We start from the raw sequence: 15,682 nt of genomic DNA, 5'->3' as shown, positions 1-15,682 counted from the left end.
AACTTAGCAGTAAAAAAAAGAGCCATTTGGCTCTTTTTTTTAAGTATTTGAGATACGTTCTATCAATGTTATGCTCGCTTGGTTTAAACCAATCACACGTACCTGAGTCCCTTCGGCTTCAAATTTAGCCACGACATTCGCTAACATATTGACAGAAGTGATGTCCCAAATATGAGCATAGCTGAGATCTATTTCTACTTGCTTGATATCTTCTTTGAAATCAAAAAATGCATAAAAAATTTCTGCGCTACTGAAAAATATTTGACCTTTCACCGTATAGTAGCGTACGTGATTTTCTAATTCAGATTGAACTTTTACTTCACTCTCGAGTTTATTAATGAGAAATAAGGCTGACAGAACTACACCAATCAATACGCCTAGAGCAAGGTTATGTGTTGCAAGAACAATCACCACGACAGTAAGCATGACAACATTACTTTGCACGGGATGTTTACGGAAATTTTTTACTGAATCCCAATTAAATGTCGTGAACGCGACCATGATCATAATGGCGACTAAAGCAGCCATAGGAATATAAGCCAACCAATCTTTAAAGAAGACCACGAGACATAGCAAAAAAACACCAGCCACTAATGTCGATAATCTTGTTCTTGCACCTGAGCTGACATTGATGATGGATTGACCGATCATTGCACATCCAGCCATACCCCCCATAAAGCCACTTACCATGTTCGCGATCCCTTGACCGCGACATTCTTGATGACGATCTCCTTCAGACTCAGTCATTTCATCAATCACAGTCGTAGTCATCATGGTCTCAAGCAAACCAACTGTGGCGAGCGTGAGAGAGTACGGTAAAATAATAAGTAAAGTGTCGAGATTGAATGGAATTTCAGGAACTAAAAATACAGGCAAGGTATCTGGGAATGCACCTAAATCACTAACTGTTCTCATGTCAGCGCCAAGTAGAAGTGCCAATACACTGAGTACAATAATACACACTAATGGCGATGGTATGATTTTTCCGATTTTGGGTAAATAGGGAAATGCGTAAATGACCAATAAACCAATCGCTAAAAATATATAGCCTAAGCTTTTCATTTGAGCAATTTCTGGAAATTGAGCGATAAAAATGAGAATCGCTAAAGCATTTAAGAAACCATAGACCACTGACTGGGAAACAAAACGCATGAGTTTTGCGACTTTGAGATATCCAGCGATAATTTGAATTACACCTGTCAGAATCGTAGCTGCCAATAAATATTGTAATCCGTGTTCTTTAACAAGAGTGATCATCAGCAGCGCCATCGCACCTGTAGCAGCCGAAATCATAGCAGTCCTACCACCAAAGAAGGCGATCGTAACAGCTATACAGAATGAGGCATACAGACCTACCTGAGGATCAACGCCAGCTATCGCCGAAAATGCGATTGACTCAGGAATCAAAGCTAAGCCTACGACTAAGCCTGCAAGTACGTCAGTTCGAATGTTAGAAAACCACTGATCTTTCTTTAAATAAATCACAATTTGCCTTTCACAAAGATGTAGCAGCGCTATGGTAAAACATCACACAAATAAAAGCTGAAAAAAGCTTGAAAATTAATTCAATCTGCACAATATTCATAAAGAGATCATCGATGTTTACGCTTGCTTGCAATTTAAAAAACAGTTCTTATTGAAAAAAAGCGTGAAGCAATTTAAAAATGATAGTAGTTAGATAACAAGGAAAAAGTATGAAGTTGTATTATTCGCCAGGTGCATGTTCACTCGCAGCGCATATTATTTTAAATGAAATTAATGTTGATTTTGATTTGGTTCGTGTTGATCTTAAAACTCATACCACTGAAAAAGGCGAAGATTACTTCGCAATTAATCCTAAAGGCTATGTGCCGGCGCTAGAAATTAATCCTGGCTTAATTTTAACGGAAAATGTCGCAATTTTACCATTTTTGGCACAGCATGATCCTGCTCAAGATTTAATCCCACCTTCTGGATTAGGTCGAGCAAAAGTATTAGAGTGGCTTGGTTATCTAAATTCTGAATTACACGATGCTTATGCAGTGTTTTTCGGTGCACCGCTCACGGACGATGCTAAACAAAAAGCGTATGCCGAAGTTGATCGTTTACTGACATTTATTGATAAAACAATTGGTGAATCTAATAATGATTATTTGGTAGATGATAATTTTGGACCTGCAGATGCGTACTTATTTGTACTCACCAATTGGTCTAATCATATTGAACATGACTTGAGTCCTTATAAAAATATTATTCATATACGCAATAAAGTTGCAGAGCGACAGTCTGTACAGATTGCGATGCGAGATGAAGGATTGATTCCTTAACAGGTAAGGTTTCGTTCCGTTTGTTTCGAGAAAGAGCCGAAAGGCTCTTTTTTTACTCTAAAATTTTCACAGAAATTTCACAAATATTTTTCAGAAATAGAGAGCATTAAAAAGACAAATTTTTCATCATAATTCGTTTCAGATTCAGTGGTAATTCATTAAATAAGATATCGTTATTCATGATATTTTTTGAATTAAATATTATTTAAGTTGCTGATTTAAATCTGATATTTATATTTTGTATTTAAATCGTTGGACTAGAAAATGAGTTTGAAATTATATTCTTACAACGAATCAGGTAACAGTTATAAAGTACGTCTGTTAGCAGCATTATTGAAAGTGGATCTTGAAATTGTAGAACTAGATTATTTCAGTGATGAACAGCATAGTGAGAAATTTTTAAAAATTAATCCTAAAGGCGAAGTGCCAGCATTAGTAGATGGCGATATTGTTTTAACTGATTCTGCCGCAATTTTGGTGTATTTAGCAGGTAAATATTCAGATAAAAACACATGGTGGTCTGAAGATTTAGTAGAACAAGCTAAAATTGTAGATTGGCTTGCCTTTGCTGCCAGTTGGGTGCAATTCGGGGTTTTCACGGCACGCGCGATATTGTCTTTCAAAGGTCCATACAATGGTTTGGGATTAGAAAGTACTGAGCAAACATTTAAAGAGGCGAAAATACGTGGTCACAAATCTTTGGCTATTTTAGATGGTGTGCTCAAAGACCGTGAATGGTTAGCGAATAATAGACCAACTATTGCGGATATCGCAGTGTTTGTCTATGTCGCGTTAGCACCTATGGGTGATATTTCTCTAGAGCCTTATCCAAACGTACGCGCTTGGATTGAAAGAATAAAAGATTTACCTAACTTTATCAAAATTGATGGATTGGATGATCCTTTGTATCGTCGAGTGAGTTAAGAAAAAACCCACTTTAAAAAGTGGGTTTTTTTTATTTAAAAAAGTATCCAGTTTCTGGAGAGCTTGCATTTGCCATACGTTTGCGTGGCATACGACCAGCAAGATAAGCCTCGCGTCCAGCTTCAACGGCTTTTTTCATAGCAGAAGCCATTAGAATCGGATTCTGTGCAGCAGCAATTGCAGTGTTCATGAGTACGCCATCACAACCTAATTCCATCGCAATAGCAGCATCACTAGCTGTACCAACCCCAGCATCCACCAATACAGGGACTTTGGCATTTTCTTTGATGATAGAAATGGTATGTGGATTAAGAATACCTAAACCAGAACCAATTAAACTCCCCAAAGGCATAATAGCGACACAGCCCATACTCTCAAGTTCTTGCGCGACGATAGGATCATCAGAGGTATAAACCATGATTTCAAAACCATCATCGATCAATGTTCTTGCAGCTTTTAAGGTTTCAGTAATATTAGGATAAAGCGTTTTTTCATCACCTAATACTTCAAGCTTGACTAAATTGTGACCATCTAAAAGTTCACGTGCGAGCATACAAGTGCGAATGGCACTATTGGCATCAAAGCAACCAGCTGTATTGGGAAGAATGGTGTATTTTTCCGGTGGAATCACTGAGAGTAGGTTAGGTTGATCTGGATTTTGACCAATGTTTACGCGACGGATTGCAACAGTAACGATCTCAGCACCACTGGCTTGGATTGCTAAGTCAGTTTCCTGCATATCCTTATATTTTCCAGTGCCCACTAATAGTCGTGAACTAAATGAACGTGATCCTATGATCAACGGACTATCTTCCATATTTACTCCGAGTTAACCACCGCCAACAGCATGAATTATTTCTATACGGTCAGCATCTGAAATAGGGGTATCTGCCAGTTTACTTTTTGAAATGATCATTTCATTTTTTTCAACAGCAAATCGTTTACCTTCTAGCGATAATTCTTGAACCAGTTCTAATAAGTTTTGGCATTGCGTTTGAATCGACTCGCCATTTAAAAAAATATTCATCAGATGACCTTCAAATTAATGTTGAATTTTGAATGCTTGCCATGCTAAAAGTAGCCAGCCAATAATCATCAATGCTCCACCAAGAGGTGTAATTGCCCCTAACCCGCGCGGGAGCCCTAAAGCCATGAGATATAGAGATCCACAAAATAAAATGATACCGAACTGGATGAAGATAAAGCTGAATTGAGTTGAAAAGTTTGGAATTATTTTTGGTATGAGTGCGAGTATTAATAATCCAATTGCATGATAAAAGAAATAATCAGTTGCAGTCTGCCACCATGTCAGTTGGGCTTCGGTTGCACGAGCTTTAAGGCCATGAGCGCCGAAAGCACCTAGCATTACGGCAAGCGCTAAATTAATGGCTGATATTGAGATCCACATCAGGTTATTCCCAATCGAAAATTGCGTCATACGATAGCATACATGACGTACGATTTTTTTAAACTTGCATAGCGTAAATACAAAAAAAGAGCTTATAGCTCTTTTTTTGTAATCGTATTAATTTGATGACATGGCGATCTTGATCTTGTCCATGGCATTTTTTTCAAGCTGGCGAATACGTTCAGCGGAAACATTATATTCGGCTGCTAGTTCATGCAACGTAGACTTATCATCATCTAACCAGCGGCGCTGTAAAATATTGCGTGAACGATCATCCAGCTGATCCATTGCTTCATGTAAAGCAGAGGTGCTCTGAGATTCATAATCTTCTTCCTCTGCTAAACGAGCAGGGTCATAACGATTATCCTCTAAGTAAAGCGCAGGAGCGACATGAATTGAGCTTTCATCATCTTCATCGGATTGAGCTTCGAAGGCTGCGTCATAAGCTGTTAAACGACCTTCCATTTCAAGAACTTGTTCAGCTGTTACATTTAAATCAGCCGCAATAGATTGCGCTTCCTCGAGCGTTAATTTCTTGCTCGATTTTTTTAAGCTTCTTAAGTTGAAGAACAGTTTACGTTGAGCTTTAGTTGTCGCAATTTTAACAATACGCCAGTTACGAATCACATATTCGTGGATTTCAGCTTTAATCCAATGTACTGCAAAAGAAACTAAGCGTACTCCCATATTGGGATCGAAGCGTTTTACGGCTTTCATCAAGCCTAAATTACCTTCTTGGATTAAATCGCCTTGAGGTAAGCCGTAACCTGCGTAACTGCGGGCAATATGCACAACAAAACGAAGGTGGGACATCACCAGCATTTTAGCTGCGTCTAGATCTTGGTCATAAAAATAACGTTCAGCTAACTCTTTTTCTTGTTCAGCTGTCAAAATAGGGATCTGATTTACAGTACTAATGTAAGCACCTAAATTGACCCCGGGCGCAGACAATGACAGGGGCATCAATTGATTGCTGCTGTCAGTCATGAGTACTCCTTATAGGAAAATAGTTTAAAAAACCAATTACATTCATCTTAATCCTTATAGCATACAGAATTAAGCGAATTTGGGTAGTGAAATGTAAATTTAAATACAATATTTATCCATGATTAATTTAGATGAAAACACCTAAGATTCAATCACGTAATGAAATTCAGAATCCGAAACTTGTTTAAATGCGCATGTCAATTTATGTAGCTGACAATAACGTTGAATATCGATTTGACTGTTCGGATCTGAAGCTTTTAATAAAAATTGCTGAGGTGCACTATTTTGTTTCATCGATTTCTTAAGTAGCAGTAAAGGTAAAGGGCAAGGTTTACCCATCGCATCGATTAACACTTGAGACATAGTAAAACACGAGATTGAATAATAAAGTTGGTCATTATTCTAGCAAAAGTGTGACTTAAGAATAAAATTAAATGATTTAGATGAACTGTTCAAATAAAGTGCAATTTTTGCACTAAATTTGTGTGATTAATATACAAGTTTTAGTTAGATAATTAGCTAAAATTTTTCTATTAATTGTGTTGTACCCATGTTAAGCTCAATGCGTACTTAAGGATTGCGTAGAGAAATTTGTTCTCTAAGCCTTATTTATAATGGATATAACCGGGATTTTGTTAATAGTTTTACAGAATGATTACAAGCTTTGAAATAAAAAATGTTTTAAAATTTGTTTGCTCTGCTGTTTGCAACACCGGGTGGTCCCTTTTCTTACCAACTGAGGATTAACTTATGACAGCTCGCGAACAAGGCGTTGTTAAGTGGTTTAACGATACTAAAGGTTTTGGCTTTATTCAACGCGCAGGCGGTGATGACGTATTCGTTCATTTCCGTGCTATTCAAGGTGAAGGCCACCGTTCACTTCGTGACGGTCAACGCGTAGAATTCAGCGTTGTACAAGGTCAAAAAGGTTTTCAAGCTGAAGAAGTTCAGCCTTTAGACTAATCCTACTTTCCACTGAAAATTAGGTTGCGCTCCAATTTTGATAAATTGGGGCGTTTTTTGTTTATACTATAGACCATTATCAAATATTGATTGTAGAGCCCCTTATATGTCATCAGGTTTCGAAACCCTTAATTTACATCCGCAACTTAAGCAAGCGATTGATGCTTTAGGGTTTAATGAAATGACCCCCATTCAACAGAAAGTATTGAAATATACGTTGGCAGGGCATGATGCAATTGGACGTGCACAAACAGGCACAGGAAAAACCGCAGCATTCTTAATTAGTGTTATTAATGATTTACTGAATAATCCGATACAAGCACAGCGTTATCGTGGTGAACCCCGTGCCTTAATTATGGCGCCAACGCGAGAGCTTGCGATTCAAATTGAAAACGATGCACGTGATCTGACTAAATTTACCGACTTAAATGTTGTGACTTTGGTGGGTGGCGTAGATTTTGATAAGCAAAAAAAACAACTGGATGAAAATTTCGTTGATATTCTTGTCGCGACACCAGGACGTTTGATTGATTTCACTGAACAAAAAGAAATTTGGTTGGATCAAATTGAATTTTTAGTTATTGATGAGGCAGATCGTTTACTGGATATGGGGTTTATTCCTTCTGTAAAACGCATTGTTCGATTCTCTCCACGCAAAGAACAACGTCAAACTTTAATGTTTTCTGCAACGTTTAGTTATGATGTACTCAATCTTGCTCAACAATGGTTATTTGAACCTGTTACTGTCGAAATTGAGCCTGAGAAGAAAACCAATGCAGACGTAGAGCAACGTGTTTATGTGGTTGGGAAATCAGATAAATACAAATTGCTGCAAGAAATATTGCGTGATGAGCCCATTGAAAAGGTTATGATATTTGCAAACCGCCGTGATCAAGTCCGTAAGCTGTATGATCATCTTAAACATGATGGTTATAAGGTAGTAATGTTGTCTGGCGAAATTGCGCAAGATAAACGTTTAAAGATGTTGGATCAATTTAAAAATGGCAAACACAACATTATGATCGCAACAGATGTGGCTGGTCGAGGTATTCATGTGGATGGTGTGTCACACGTGATTAACTTTACTTTGCCTGAGCAGTCTGATGATTATGTACACCGTATAGGGCGTACAGGTCGAGCAGGAACAAGAGGTGTGAGTATCAGTTTCTTGTCAGAAGATGATGCTTTTTATTTACCTGAGATCGAAAAAGCGATCGGTCAAAAGATTCCATTGACACGTTTAGATGGTTATTGCTAATTGCTCAATAAAAAAAAGTCCCATCAAAGGGACTTTTTTTATAGGAAATTTTAGCGAGTTGTATTACAGCTGAAGGTGATTGTTGTTTGGTAGTCAGTGTCTTTTTGGATTGTATTTTTAGTACCGATCACAGAGCCAAGTACTGATGAAGCGGCTGTGATGAGTTTACCAGTCTGTTCATCTACAACACCTTTTAGAGCGCCGTTATATTCAGTTTTTTCGTCAATTAGCACAGGTGCAGAATTCTTACCGCAAGTTTTGTTCGCGGCAGAAATTGCATTATTTTTTGCAAGAACTTGGGTTTTGCCTAATCCTGACACCTCATATTGATTGTTTGGTTTTTGAATGGCAAGTGTTTCAGTCGGTGTTGATGCACAAGCACTCAGGAGAATTGTTGTAGTTGCTAATGAAGCCAATGTCATTAATTTTTTCATTTTATTTTTCCTTTAGCATTTGCAATATAAAGTTTGGAGCTCTGTCATGTATGCTAGGGTTTAAATTCCAAAGAATTAAGCATGTTTTGTATCGATTTTGAAGTGAAATACCTGATTTTTGTTTGATTGTAATCATGCTGGATGCATTGTGTATAAGTATAACTGTAGAGTAGTTTTCAATGTTTATGCTAAGCTTAAGTACATAGTGTTAGTTTAAAGATTAGTCTTCAAATGTCAGATCAATTTTCTCAAGTAGTGCATGACAATATTCATCAGCGTCAATCCGTTGGTCATTTGGTAGAACCTCATCCTAACGCAGAACAATTAGAATTAGCTTTTCAAGCAGCTTTAACCGCGCCTGATCATCATCGTCTGAAACCGACACAATTTATTGTTGTGAAAGGAGAGCTACGAGAAGCATTTGGAGTTTTACTCAGTGAAGCAGTAGCAGACCTTGGTGAAACTGATTCAATTCAAATTGAACGCGCACGTCAGCATCCTATGCGTGCACCTATGCTGATTATCGCTGTAACACGATTTCATGATCATGCGAAAGTTCCATATTTTGAACAAACTTTAAGTTCAGGTGCTGCAATACAAAATCTTTTGCTCAGTTTACAAGCTCAGGGTTTCAATACCATGTGGCGCAGTGGTGCTGTTGTGGAGTCGGATCTATTTAAAAGAAAGTTAGGGCTACAAACGCATGATTTAATTTCAGGTATCATTTATGTAGGGACTGCTTTTAAGGCGATTGCACCACGCGCTGAGATTGAAACAGATGCATTCGTCAGTTTTTGGCAGCCGTAATTGCAACATTGCAAATTTAACGATTAGAAAAAGAATGTTTAGGATTTAAAAGAATGTCGGAATTAAAGTTTTCAGATTTGGTCGAGCCAGTTGCAATTGATCATAAAACAGCATTGCGCGTTACGATTCTTGGTGGTGGTAGTTTTGGTACAGCCATGGCGAATACGGCAGTACGAAATGGTTGTGATACTATGATTTGGATCCGTGATGAGGAAATTGCGAAAGAAATAAATCGAACACATGTAAATTCAAGATATTTGCCAGATTATAACCTTGAGCCAGCATTAAAAGCAGAATCCAATCTTGAAAAAGCTGTTCGAGATCGAGACATTATTTTGGTTGCTATTCCGAGCCATTCATTCCGAGATGTACTCAAACAGATTAAGCCCTTTATCACCGCTCAGGCAGTTGTATCACTCACAAAAGGGATTGAAGCTAAAACCTTTAGTTTCATGAGTGATATTATTCGTGAAGAGCTTCCAGAAGTGCCTTATGGCGTCCTTTCGGGCCCAAATCTAGCGAAAGAAATTATGTCAGGAATGCCTGCTGGAACAGTGATTGCCAGCCATTCTGAATTGGTGAGATATGCAGTGCAACAAGCATTACACAGTGCACTATTTCGTGTATTTGGAAGCGATGATGTACATGGCGTGGAGCTTGGAGGTGCACTTAAAAATATCTATGCTGTCGCAATGGGGATGGCTGCAGCTTATAACGTTGGCGAAAATACCAAAAGCATGATTTTGACACGTGCGTTGGCGGAAATGAGTCGCTTCGCTGTACAGCTAGGTGCAAATCCACTGACATTCTTAGGTTTGTCTGGTGTTGGCGATTTATTCGCAACGTGTAATAGTCCCTTAAGTCGAAATTATCAAGTTGGATTTGCTTTAGGTTCAGGTAAAACCTTAGAGCAGGCAACGACGGAACTGGGTCAAACAGCTGAAGGGATTAATACCATTGTGCAAGTGAATGCAAGAGCCAAAGAGCTTGATGTCTATATGCCAATCACCACAGCACTCTACGAAGTGATTTATGAAGGTGCACCACCATTACATATTGCATTATCTTTGATGAAGAATGGTCATCGAAGTGATGTTGAATTCGTATTGCCGCATCATAAAGTTTAAGATTAATGAATGGTTTATCATCATTGTCATAATGTTTAGATATGATGGATGACACATGGTTTAGGGAAAACAAATGCAACTCACTTTAGTTCGTCATGGTGAAGCCGCTCCACCAATTAATGGTAATGACTCGAAACGACCACTGACTGAGCGGGGTCATATTCAAGCTGAACAAACTGCGCACTTTTTAAAAGACGTGGTTGCACCTGATATATTTGTAGTGAGTACTTTGCTCAGGGCGCAGGAAACTTTAAAACATATACAGCAATTCTTTCCAAATGTTGAAGTTTTAGTATGTGATAAAATTAAACCTGACGATGATGCTAAAGTTGCAGTTGAGTGGTTATCTCAACTACCTTTTGAGAATATTGTGGTTGTATGTCATATGAATGTTGTGGCATATATTGAAGAAATTATTACGTCTGAATTTTTTACTCCTTTTTCGCTTGCTGAAGCGCGGATTTATGATCAGACAGTCATTGCTGCGGGACTTTCCACAAAATTAAAACATTTTGTACCGTCAGCTTAATAACCATAAGTGTTTAATGAATAAAACGGCAGAATAAAATTAATGTTGTATTTATGGATGCCAGTGTCGAATGGGGTTTGGCTCTGGTCAAATGGTGAAAATTGGAATTCATCAACAACGCTAGAAGAGTTGATTCAAGATACTCAACCGTATCATGGACAAGAAGCTGTTGTATTCTTTTCAAGCCATGATGTACAAATTATTCAACAAAATATGCCCAAAGCTCAATTCAAGCAAATTGGAAGCGAAGGCGCTAAATATTTACTTGAAGAATATACCATTCACTCCATTGATCAGATGAAAGTGCTTACTCAATTTGAGGCACCAGACCAATTGTCAGTAATGGGGATCAGTCAATACCAAGTCCAAACAATGCAACATGCTCTGAACTTGATTCCGGTGAAAGTGGTTGCGCTATTACCCGATTTTTTGGTCTTACCAGTGCCAGAACAGGGGGAAACTATTTTAGCTAATATTCATGGGCATTTATTGGCGAGAACAGGATCAAATCAAGGTTTTGCGATTGATGATTTACCATTGTTTTTGGATCTATTGCCAAAGCCTATACATATTTTGCATGATCGGTTAAATGATGATCAGATGATGAGTTTGATTCATGCAACGGAACAAAATGAGCGGGAAAGCTTTAATTATGTATTTAAAGCTGAAAAAAAATTAAAGAATCATCCATTCAATGTTTTGCCTAAAGCAAAAAACACAGAGGGTGGAATCTCAGGTTATTGGAAAGCATGTGCAGCACTGCTTGTGGGTTTGCTTGTAGCGCAATTCAGTTATGATCTAGTGCGTTGGGTAAAGTTAAAAAAAGTATCTGATCAAACGGCTTTGGTTGCGGTAGGGCAATATCAATCTTGGTTTGGTCCCAACAGTCGTCTCAATGAGCAAAATTTACGAAGCCAATTTGAAAGTAATTTGCGGATGAGTAAGCCTGCAAATACTGAGGTCTTACAGTTAATCAGTCGTGTAGGTCCGATTTTAATGCAACATCAAATCATCGCAAATCGTGTTTCCTATGAAGCATCTGGATTGAGTATGGATTTGGTGGCGGACTCATCCGAAAAATTACAAAATCTAATTCAACAAATGAATCAGCAAGGCTTCAAAGCTGAACTTGGGAATGTGCAAACTCAGGATAAAATGGTCGTTGGTTTGGTGAAAGTACAATAATGAAAACTTTAGAAAAATTTCAAAATCAATTTGATCAATTATTTGAAAAGATTGATGACTATTTATCGTCATTGAGTGTACGTGAGCGTGTACTTGTCATCGCTGCAACGATTATCGTTGTCGTCGCATTGATTGGTTCTGCTTTGTGGAAAATGCATGAAGCAGCAGATAATCAGCAAAAAAGATTGAATGAACTGAAAGACACATTGGTGTGGATGCAATCCAATGTGGTGACAATGAAATCTTCAACAGATTTAAGCCTAACACCTTCGGATAAAATTCAGCGTGTAGCACAACAAGCAGGATTATCTGTGGTCACACAACCAAGCGATAATAAATTGATGATCAGTGCTGAGCATGAAAACTACGCGATCCTCGCAAATTTTCTTACCCAATTGGTTCAAATGGGTTTAAGTGTTGAAAAATTGGAACTTATTAAGTCTGGAGCTGCGATTAAATTAACAGCATCAGTACAGTAAGTGGTGAAAATAAACCTATGACAGGCATAGCGTTTTGGGCATACTCAGCCTATAATGTGGCAACTTAAAAAACCGCAGTTTTTGAGATATGTTATATTCGCTTGCTCGTCCATTTCTATTTTCATTGGCGCCTGAGCGTGCACATGATTTGACATTATCAATGCTTAAATCGACATATAAGTTTGGCATAATGCGTCAAAAAATAGACCCAAAGCCAGTGACTTGTATGGGTATTCAATTTCCAAACCCAGTTGGTTTGGCTGCAGGTTTAGATAAAAATGGTGCATATATTGATGCACTTGCGAGTTTAGGTTTTGGTTTTATCGAAATTGGAACCATTACCCCTCGACCTCAGTCTGGTAATCCTCAACCGCGTTTATTCCGCCTTCCAGAGGCTCAAGCGATTATTAATCGTATGGGTTTTAATAATGATGGTGTAGATCAGCTGATTGAGAATGTTAAAGCAGCAAATTATAAAGGTGTATTAGGCATCAATATCGGTAAGAACGCCGATACAGCAGTTGAAGATGCTGTAACTGATTATCTAATTTGTTTAGAAAAAGTTTATAATTATGCATCTTATATTACTGTTAATATTTCATCTCCGAATACCAAGAACTTACGTAGTTTACAAAGTGGACATGCATTAACAGAACTTCTTGAAACTTTAAAAAATCGTCAACTTGAACTTGCTGAACAATATCAACACTATGTTCCACTGGTATTAAAGGTTGCCCCAGATTTAACTGAGTCAGATATTGAATTTATTGCATCTCAATTAATTCAATTTAAAATTGATGGTCTGATTGTGACCAATACGACTTTGTCACGTGAGGGTGTAGAAAATTTAGCGCATGGTGATGAAGCAGGTGGTTTATCTGGTGCGCCTGTATTTGAAAAAAGTACACAATGTCTATCTGCATTTTCAAAATTACTTCAAGGTCAAATCCCATTGATTGGTGTTGGTGGTATTCTTAGTGGTGATCAAGCCGCGACTAAACAGCAAACGGGTGCGCAATTGGTTCAAATTTACAGTGGTCTAATTTATACAGGGCCAAAACTGATTAAAGATTGCGTACAAGCTATGACCTAATCTATGAATACCATCGATATCTTTATACTGATTATTCTGCTCATTGGAGGGCTTAACGGTTTGCGTCAAGGATTCGTTAAAGCCTTTGCGAACTTGGTAGGATGGATTTTTGCACTCATTATGGGTGCAAAATTTGCGGGTCAAATTGCGCCTTCAATGTCCGCACTCAGTCAAGATCCTGTGGTTCAAAAAATAGCGGCATTTGCTTTTATTGTTCTGATTATTGTTGTTTTGACTTGGATCGTCACTGCAATATTAAATCGGTTGCTGAAAAGCTTAAAGCTTGGTCCATTAAATCGATTGGCAGGTGGTGCATTTGGCACCTTGAAAGGTCTCTTAATCGTCCTCATTACTATGCAAGGGATTGGTTCATTTGTAGAGAGCTCTCCACATTGGAAACAATCTAAGTTTATTCAAACTTTATTGCCTTACGCGCCTTTAGCGACTGAGTACACCAAAGAGACAGCGTCAAAAGCTTTAAGTCATATGAAATCAGAAGAGTCGAATCAATCATCAGATTCTTCTCGTCAATCATCTTCTGAACAAGATGATTCGTCATCTCATTCAACGAATAATCCTTTTTATTAATCCTAGCTTGTCTGCGAGGTTGCTATGTGTGGAGTTGTTGGTATAGCTGGTAAATCACCTGTTAACCAAATGTTGTTTGATGCATTAACGATGTTACAACATCGTGGACAAGATGCTGCAGGGATTGTGACATGCCATAATGGTCGTCTCTTTTTGAGAAAAGACAATGGCATGGTGCGTGATGTATTTCATACACGTCATATGCGTGCATTGTTAGGTAATTACGGAATTGGTCATGTCCGATATCCAACAGCTGGCTCATCGAGTAGCGCTGAAGCACAACCATTTTACGTAAACTCTCCTTATGGTATTACTTTAGCGCACAATGGTAATTTAACCAATGCTGACGAGATTCATGATGATCTGTTTAAAACAGATTTACGTCACATGAATACTGATTCAGATTCAGAAGTGTTATTAAACGTTTTTGCACATGAATTACAAAAACGCGGCAAACTTACACCGACTGCGGATGATATTTTCCATGTAGTCACTCGTGTGCATGAGCGTTGTAAAGGTGGTTATGCTGTTGTTGCGATGATCACAGGTCATGGTTTAGTTGGCTTCCGTGATCCAAATGGTATTCGACCTTTAATTTTGGGATCGCGTGATACCGATGATGGTGTTGAATATATTCTTGCTTCCGAATCAGTTGCTTTAACAGCGCTTGGTTTTAAAGTTGAACGTGATGTGATGCCAGGTGAAGCAATTTTTATTGATGATGCGGGTAATCTATTCACGAAGCAATGTGCGGCTAACCCACACCATAGCCCATGTATTTTTGAGTATGTTTATTTTGCTCGTCCAGATGCCATCATTGATGGAATTTCGGTATACAAAGCACGTTTGAAAATGGGTGAGAAGTTGGCGCAGAAAATCCTGCGTGAATGGAGTGAGGACCATGACATTGATGTTGTCATTCCTATTCCAGATACTTCGCGTACATCAGCTTTAGAACTTGCCAATACACTCGGTGTGAAATTCCGTGAAGGTTTCATGAAAAACCGTTATATCGGTCGTACCTTCATTATGCCGGGTCAGCAGTTGCGTAAAAAGTCTGTACGTCAAAAGCTCAATCCAGTTGAATTAGAGTTTAAAGATAAGAACGTATTGCTTGTAGATGACTCAATTGTGCGTGGCACAACGTGTAATGAGATTATTCAAATGGCGCGTGACGCCGGTGCTAAAAAAGTTTTCTTTGCATCGGCTGCACCAATGGTGAAATACCCGAATGTCTACGGTATTGATATGCCAGTTAAAAACGAATTAATTGCTTCAAATCGTGATGTTGAAGAAATTCGTGAAATGATTGGTGCTGATCGTTTGATTTTCCAAGATTTGGAAGATTTAAAGCAAGCTGTTCGTACGAAAAAAGTACCTGAGTTAACTGACTTTGACTGCTCAGTATTTGACGGTATTTACGTTGCGGGTAACATTGATGAGTCATATCTCGATGGTTTAGAGCGCAAGCGTAATGACTCTGCCAAGAAAACCAAAGATGGTTATATCGATCTAAATATTGATGCAGCCTCAGTTGATCTGAGTGGTATTAAAGAAAATTAATTTATAGTTTTCTATTTGAAAAAGCGGGTAT

The 15,682-nt window shown here is 38.2% G+C and carries 19 protein-coding genes; 12 read left to right on the top strand and 7 right to left on the bottom strand.

Features of this window, described 5'->3' with window-relative positions:
• Positions 1–39 precede the first annotated feature (39 nt).
• On the bottom strand, positions 40–1,485 hold the full coding sequence (locus AC1M9K_RS02610) for a SulP family inorganic anion transporter (RefSeq protein ID WP_481588421.1): 1,446 nt from the start codon (positions 1,483–1,485) through the stop codon (positions 40–42).
• A gap of 209 nt (positions 1,486–1,694) precedes the next feature.
• Here AC1M9K_RS02610 and AC1M9K_RS02605 point away from each other — a divergent pair, with 209 nt between their 5' ends.
• Both AC1M9K_RS02605 and AC1M9K_RS02600 read left to right on the top strand, forming a co-directional pair.
• The gene (locus tag AC1M9K_RS02605) at positions 1,695–2,306 is read left to right on the top strand and encodes a glutathione binding-like protein (RefSeq protein ID WP_092766135.1); all 612 of its coding nucleotides are present in this window, start codon (positions 1,695–1,697) and stop codon (positions 2,304–2,306) included.
• Positions 2,307–2,570: 264 nt separating this feature from the next.
• On the top strand, positions 2,571–3,230 hold the full coding sequence (locus tag AC1M9K_RS02600; RefSeq protein WP_035265910.1) for a glutathione S-transferase family protein: 660 nt from the start codon (positions 2,571–2,573) through the stop codon (positions 3,228–3,230).
• Between the two features lie 31 nt (positions 3,231–3,261).
• Here the strand turns inward: AC1M9K_RS02600 and AC1M9K_RS02595 are convergent, their stop codons facing one another.
• From AC1M9K_RS02595 to AC1M9K_RS02575, 5 genes are all read right to left on the bottom strand, one after another.
• Entirely contained in the window at positions 3,262–4,047 is a 786-nt protein-coding gene (locus AC1M9K_RS02595) for a thiazole synthase (protein WP_092766137.1), read from the bottom strand.
• 12 nt (positions 4,048–4,059) lie between these two features.
• Positions 4,060–4,257, bottom strand: coding sequence for a sulfur carrier protein ThiS (gene thiS / locus AC1M9K_RS02590; RefSeq protein WP_035265912.1), 198 nt, complete (start codon positions 4,255–4,257; stop codon positions 4,060–4,062).
• Between the two features lie 15 nt (positions 4,258–4,272).
• Complete coding sequence (locus AC1M9K_RS02585) at positions 4,273–4,638, bottom strand: DUF423 domain-containing protein (protein ID WP_035265913.1); 366 nt, start codon at positions 4,636–4,638, stop codon at positions 4,273–4,275.
• A gap of 117 nt (positions 4,639–4,755) precedes the next feature.
• Positions 4,756–5,625 carry an RNA polymerase sigma factor RpoH gene (gene rpoH / locus AC1M9K_RS02580; protein WP_481588420.1) on the bottom strand — a complete coding sequence of 290 codons (870 nt, stop codon included), beginning with the start codon at positions 5,623–5,625 and terminating at the stop codon, positions 4,756–4,758.
• 141 nt (positions 5,626–5,766) lie between these two features.
• Positions 5,767–5,988 carry a sulfurtransferase TusA family protein gene (locus AC1M9K_RS02575; RefSeq protein ID WP_035265917.1) on the bottom strand — a complete coding sequence of 74 codons (222 nt, stop codon included), beginning with the start codon at positions 5,986–5,988 and terminating at the stop codon, positions 5,767–5,769.
• 387 nt (positions 5,989–6,375) lie between these two features.
• On the opposite strand from AC1M9K_RS02575, the gene AC1M9K_RS02570 reads away from it, so the two are divergent.
• Positions 6,376–6,588 (top strand): cold-shock protein, encoded by a 213-nt coding sequence (locus AC1M9K_RS02570; protein WP_004824348.1) that lies wholly within the window; start codon positions 6,376–6,378, stop codon positions 6,586–6,588.
• A gap of 106 nt (positions 6,589–6,694) precedes the next feature.
• Positions 6,695–7,846: an ATP-dependent RNA helicase RhlB gene (rhlB, locus tag AC1M9K_RS02565; RefSeq protein ID WP_481588419.1), complete on the top strand. Its 1,152-nt coding sequence runs from the start codon at positions 6,695–6,697 to the stop codon at positions 7,844–7,846.
• A gap of 50 nt (positions 7,847–7,896) precedes the next feature.
• On the opposite strand, the gene AC1M9K_RS02560 is transcribed toward rhlB, so the two are convergent.
• Positions 7,897–8,280: a hypothetical protein gene (locus tag AC1M9K_RS02560; protein ID WP_481588418.1), complete on the bottom strand. Its 384-nt coding sequence runs from the start codon at positions 8,278–8,280 to the stop codon at positions 7,897–7,899.
• Between the two features lie 231 nt (positions 8,281–8,511).
• On the opposite strand from AC1M9K_RS02560, the gene AC1M9K_RS02555 reads away from it, so the two are divergent.
• From AC1M9K_RS02555 to purF, 8 genes are all read left to right on the top strand, one after another.
• Entirely contained in the window at positions 8,512–9,087 is a 576-nt protein-coding gene (locus tag AC1M9K_RS02555; protein WP_481588417.1) for a nitroreductase family protein, read from the top strand.
• Between the two features lie 53 nt (positions 9,088–9,140).
• The gene (locus AC1M9K_RS02550) at positions 9,141–10,214 is read left to right on the top strand and encodes an NAD(P)H-dependent glycerol-3-phosphate dehydrogenase (protein WP_481588416.1); all 1,074 of its coding nucleotides are present in this window, start codon (positions 9,141–9,143) and stop codon (positions 10,212–10,214) included.
• Between the two features lie 73 nt (positions 10,215–10,287).
• Positions 10,288–10,743, top strand: a complete 456-nt coding sequence (locus tag AC1M9K_RS02545; RefSeq protein ID WP_180027606.1) for a phosphoglycerate mutase family protein — start codon at positions 10,288–10,290, stop codon at positions 10,741–10,743.
• Between the two features lie 42 nt (positions 10,744–10,785).
• A complete protein-coding gene (gene gspL / locus AC1M9K_RS02540; protein ID WP_481588415.1) occupies positions 10,786–11,928 on the top strand; it encodes a type II secretion system protein GspL in 1,143 nt (380 codons plus the stop codon).
• A complete protein-coding gene (gene gspM, locus AC1M9K_RS02535) occupies positions 11,928–12,407 on the top strand; it encodes a type II secretion system protein GspM (RefSeq protein ID WP_180027608.1) in 480 nt (159 codons plus the stop codon). Before gspL ends, gspM begins: the two co-directional genes overlap by 1 nt.
• An 88-nt stretch (positions 12,408–12,495) precedes the next feature.
• A complete protein-coding gene (locus AC1M9K_RS02530; RefSeq protein WP_035268767.1) occupies positions 12,496–13,500 on the top strand; it encodes a quinone-dependent dihydroorotate dehydrogenase in 1,005 nt (334 codons plus the stop codon).
• 3 nt (positions 13,501–13,503) lie between these two features.
• A complete protein-coding gene (locus tag AC1M9K_RS02525; protein ID WP_179998321.1) occupies positions 13,504–14,088 on the top strand; it encodes a CvpA family protein in 585 nt (194 codons plus the stop codon).
• 24 nt (positions 14,089–14,112) lie between these two features.
• The gene (gene purF / locus AC1M9K_RS02520; RefSeq protein WP_035268762.1) at positions 14,113–15,651 is read left to right on the top strand and encodes an amidophosphoribosyltransferase; all 1,539 of its coding nucleotides are present in this window, start codon (positions 14,113–14,115) and stop codon (positions 15,649–15,651) included.
• The last annotated feature ends 31 nt before the right edge of the window (positions 15,652–15,682 follow it).

Source organism: Acinetobacter sp. 24-47-67, from assembly GCF_056779735.1.
This window is presented reverse-complemented; position numbering and strand designations above follow the sequence as displayed.

Bases quoted from the DNA above. Each gene is read 5' to 3' on its own strand.
- AC1M9K_RS02605 (WP_092766135.1), top strand. From the start codon at position 1,695: ATGAAGTTGTATTATTCGCCAGGTGCATGTTCACTCGCAGCGCATATT.
- AC1M9K_RS02600 (WP_035265910.1), top strand. From the start codon at position 2,571: ATGAGTTTGAAATTATATTCTTACAACGAATCAGGTAACAGTTATAAA.
- AC1M9K_RS02595 (WP_092766137.1), bottom strand. From the start codon at position 4,047: ATGGAAGATAGTCCGTTGATCATAGGATCACGTTCATTTAGTTCACGA.
- thiS (WP_035265912.1), bottom strand. From the start codon at position 4,257: ATGAATATTTTTTTAAATGGCGAGTCGATTCAAACGCAATGCCAAAAC.
- AC1M9K_RS02585 (WP_035265913.1), bottom strand. From the start codon at position 4,638: ATGTGGATCTCAATATCAGCCATTAATTTAGCGCTTGCCGTAATGCTA.
- rpoH (WP_481588420.1), bottom strand. From the start codon at position 5,625: ATGACTGACAGCAGCAATCAATTGATGCCCCTGTCATTGTCTGCGCCC.
- AC1M9K_RS02575 (WP_035265917.1), bottom strand. From the start codon at position 5,988: ATGTCTCAAGTGTTAATCGATGCGATGGGTAAACCTTGCCCTTTACCT.
- AC1M9K_RS02570 (WP_004824348.1), top strand. From the start codon at position 6,376: ATGACAGCTCGCGAACAAGGCGTTGTTAAGTGGTTTAACGATACTAAA.
- rhlB (WP_481588419.1), top strand. From the start codon at position 6,695: ATGTCATCAGGTTTCGAAACCCTTAATTTACATCCGCAACTTAAGCAA.
- AC1M9K_RS02560 (WP_481588418.1), bottom strand. From the start codon at position 8,280: ATGAAAAAATTAATGACATTGGCTTCATTAGCAACTACAACAATTCTC.
- AC1M9K_RS02555 (WP_481588417.1), top strand. From the start codon at position 8,512: ATGTCAGATCAATTTTCTCAAGTAGTGCATGACAATATTCATCAGCGT.
- AC1M9K_RS02550 (WP_481588416.1), top strand. From the start codon at position 9,141: ATGTCGGAATTAAAGTTTTCAGATTTGGTCGAGCCAGTTGCAATTGAT.
- AC1M9K_RS02545 (WP_180027606.1), top strand. From the start codon at position 10,288: ATGCAACTCACTTTAGTTCGTCATGGTGAAGCCGCTCCACCAATTAAT.
- gspL (WP_481588415.1), top strand. From the start codon at position 10,786: ATGTTGTATTTATGGATGCCAGTGTCGAATGGGGTTTGGCTCTGGTCA.
- gspM (WP_180027608.1), top strand. From the start codon at position 11,928: ATGAAAACTTTAGAAAAATTTCAAAATCAATTTGATCAATTATTTGAA.
- AC1M9K_RS02530 (WP_035268767.1), top strand. From the start codon at position 12,496: ATGTTATATTCGCTTGCTCGTCCATTTCTATTTTCATTGGCGCCTGAG.
- AC1M9K_RS02525 (WP_179998321.1), top strand. From the start codon at position 13,504: ATGAATACCATCGATATCTTTATACTGATTATTCTGCTCATTGGAGGG.
- purF (WP_035268762.1), top strand. From the start codon at position 14,113: ATGTGTGGAGTTGTTGGTATAGCTGGTAAATCACCTGTTAACCAAATG.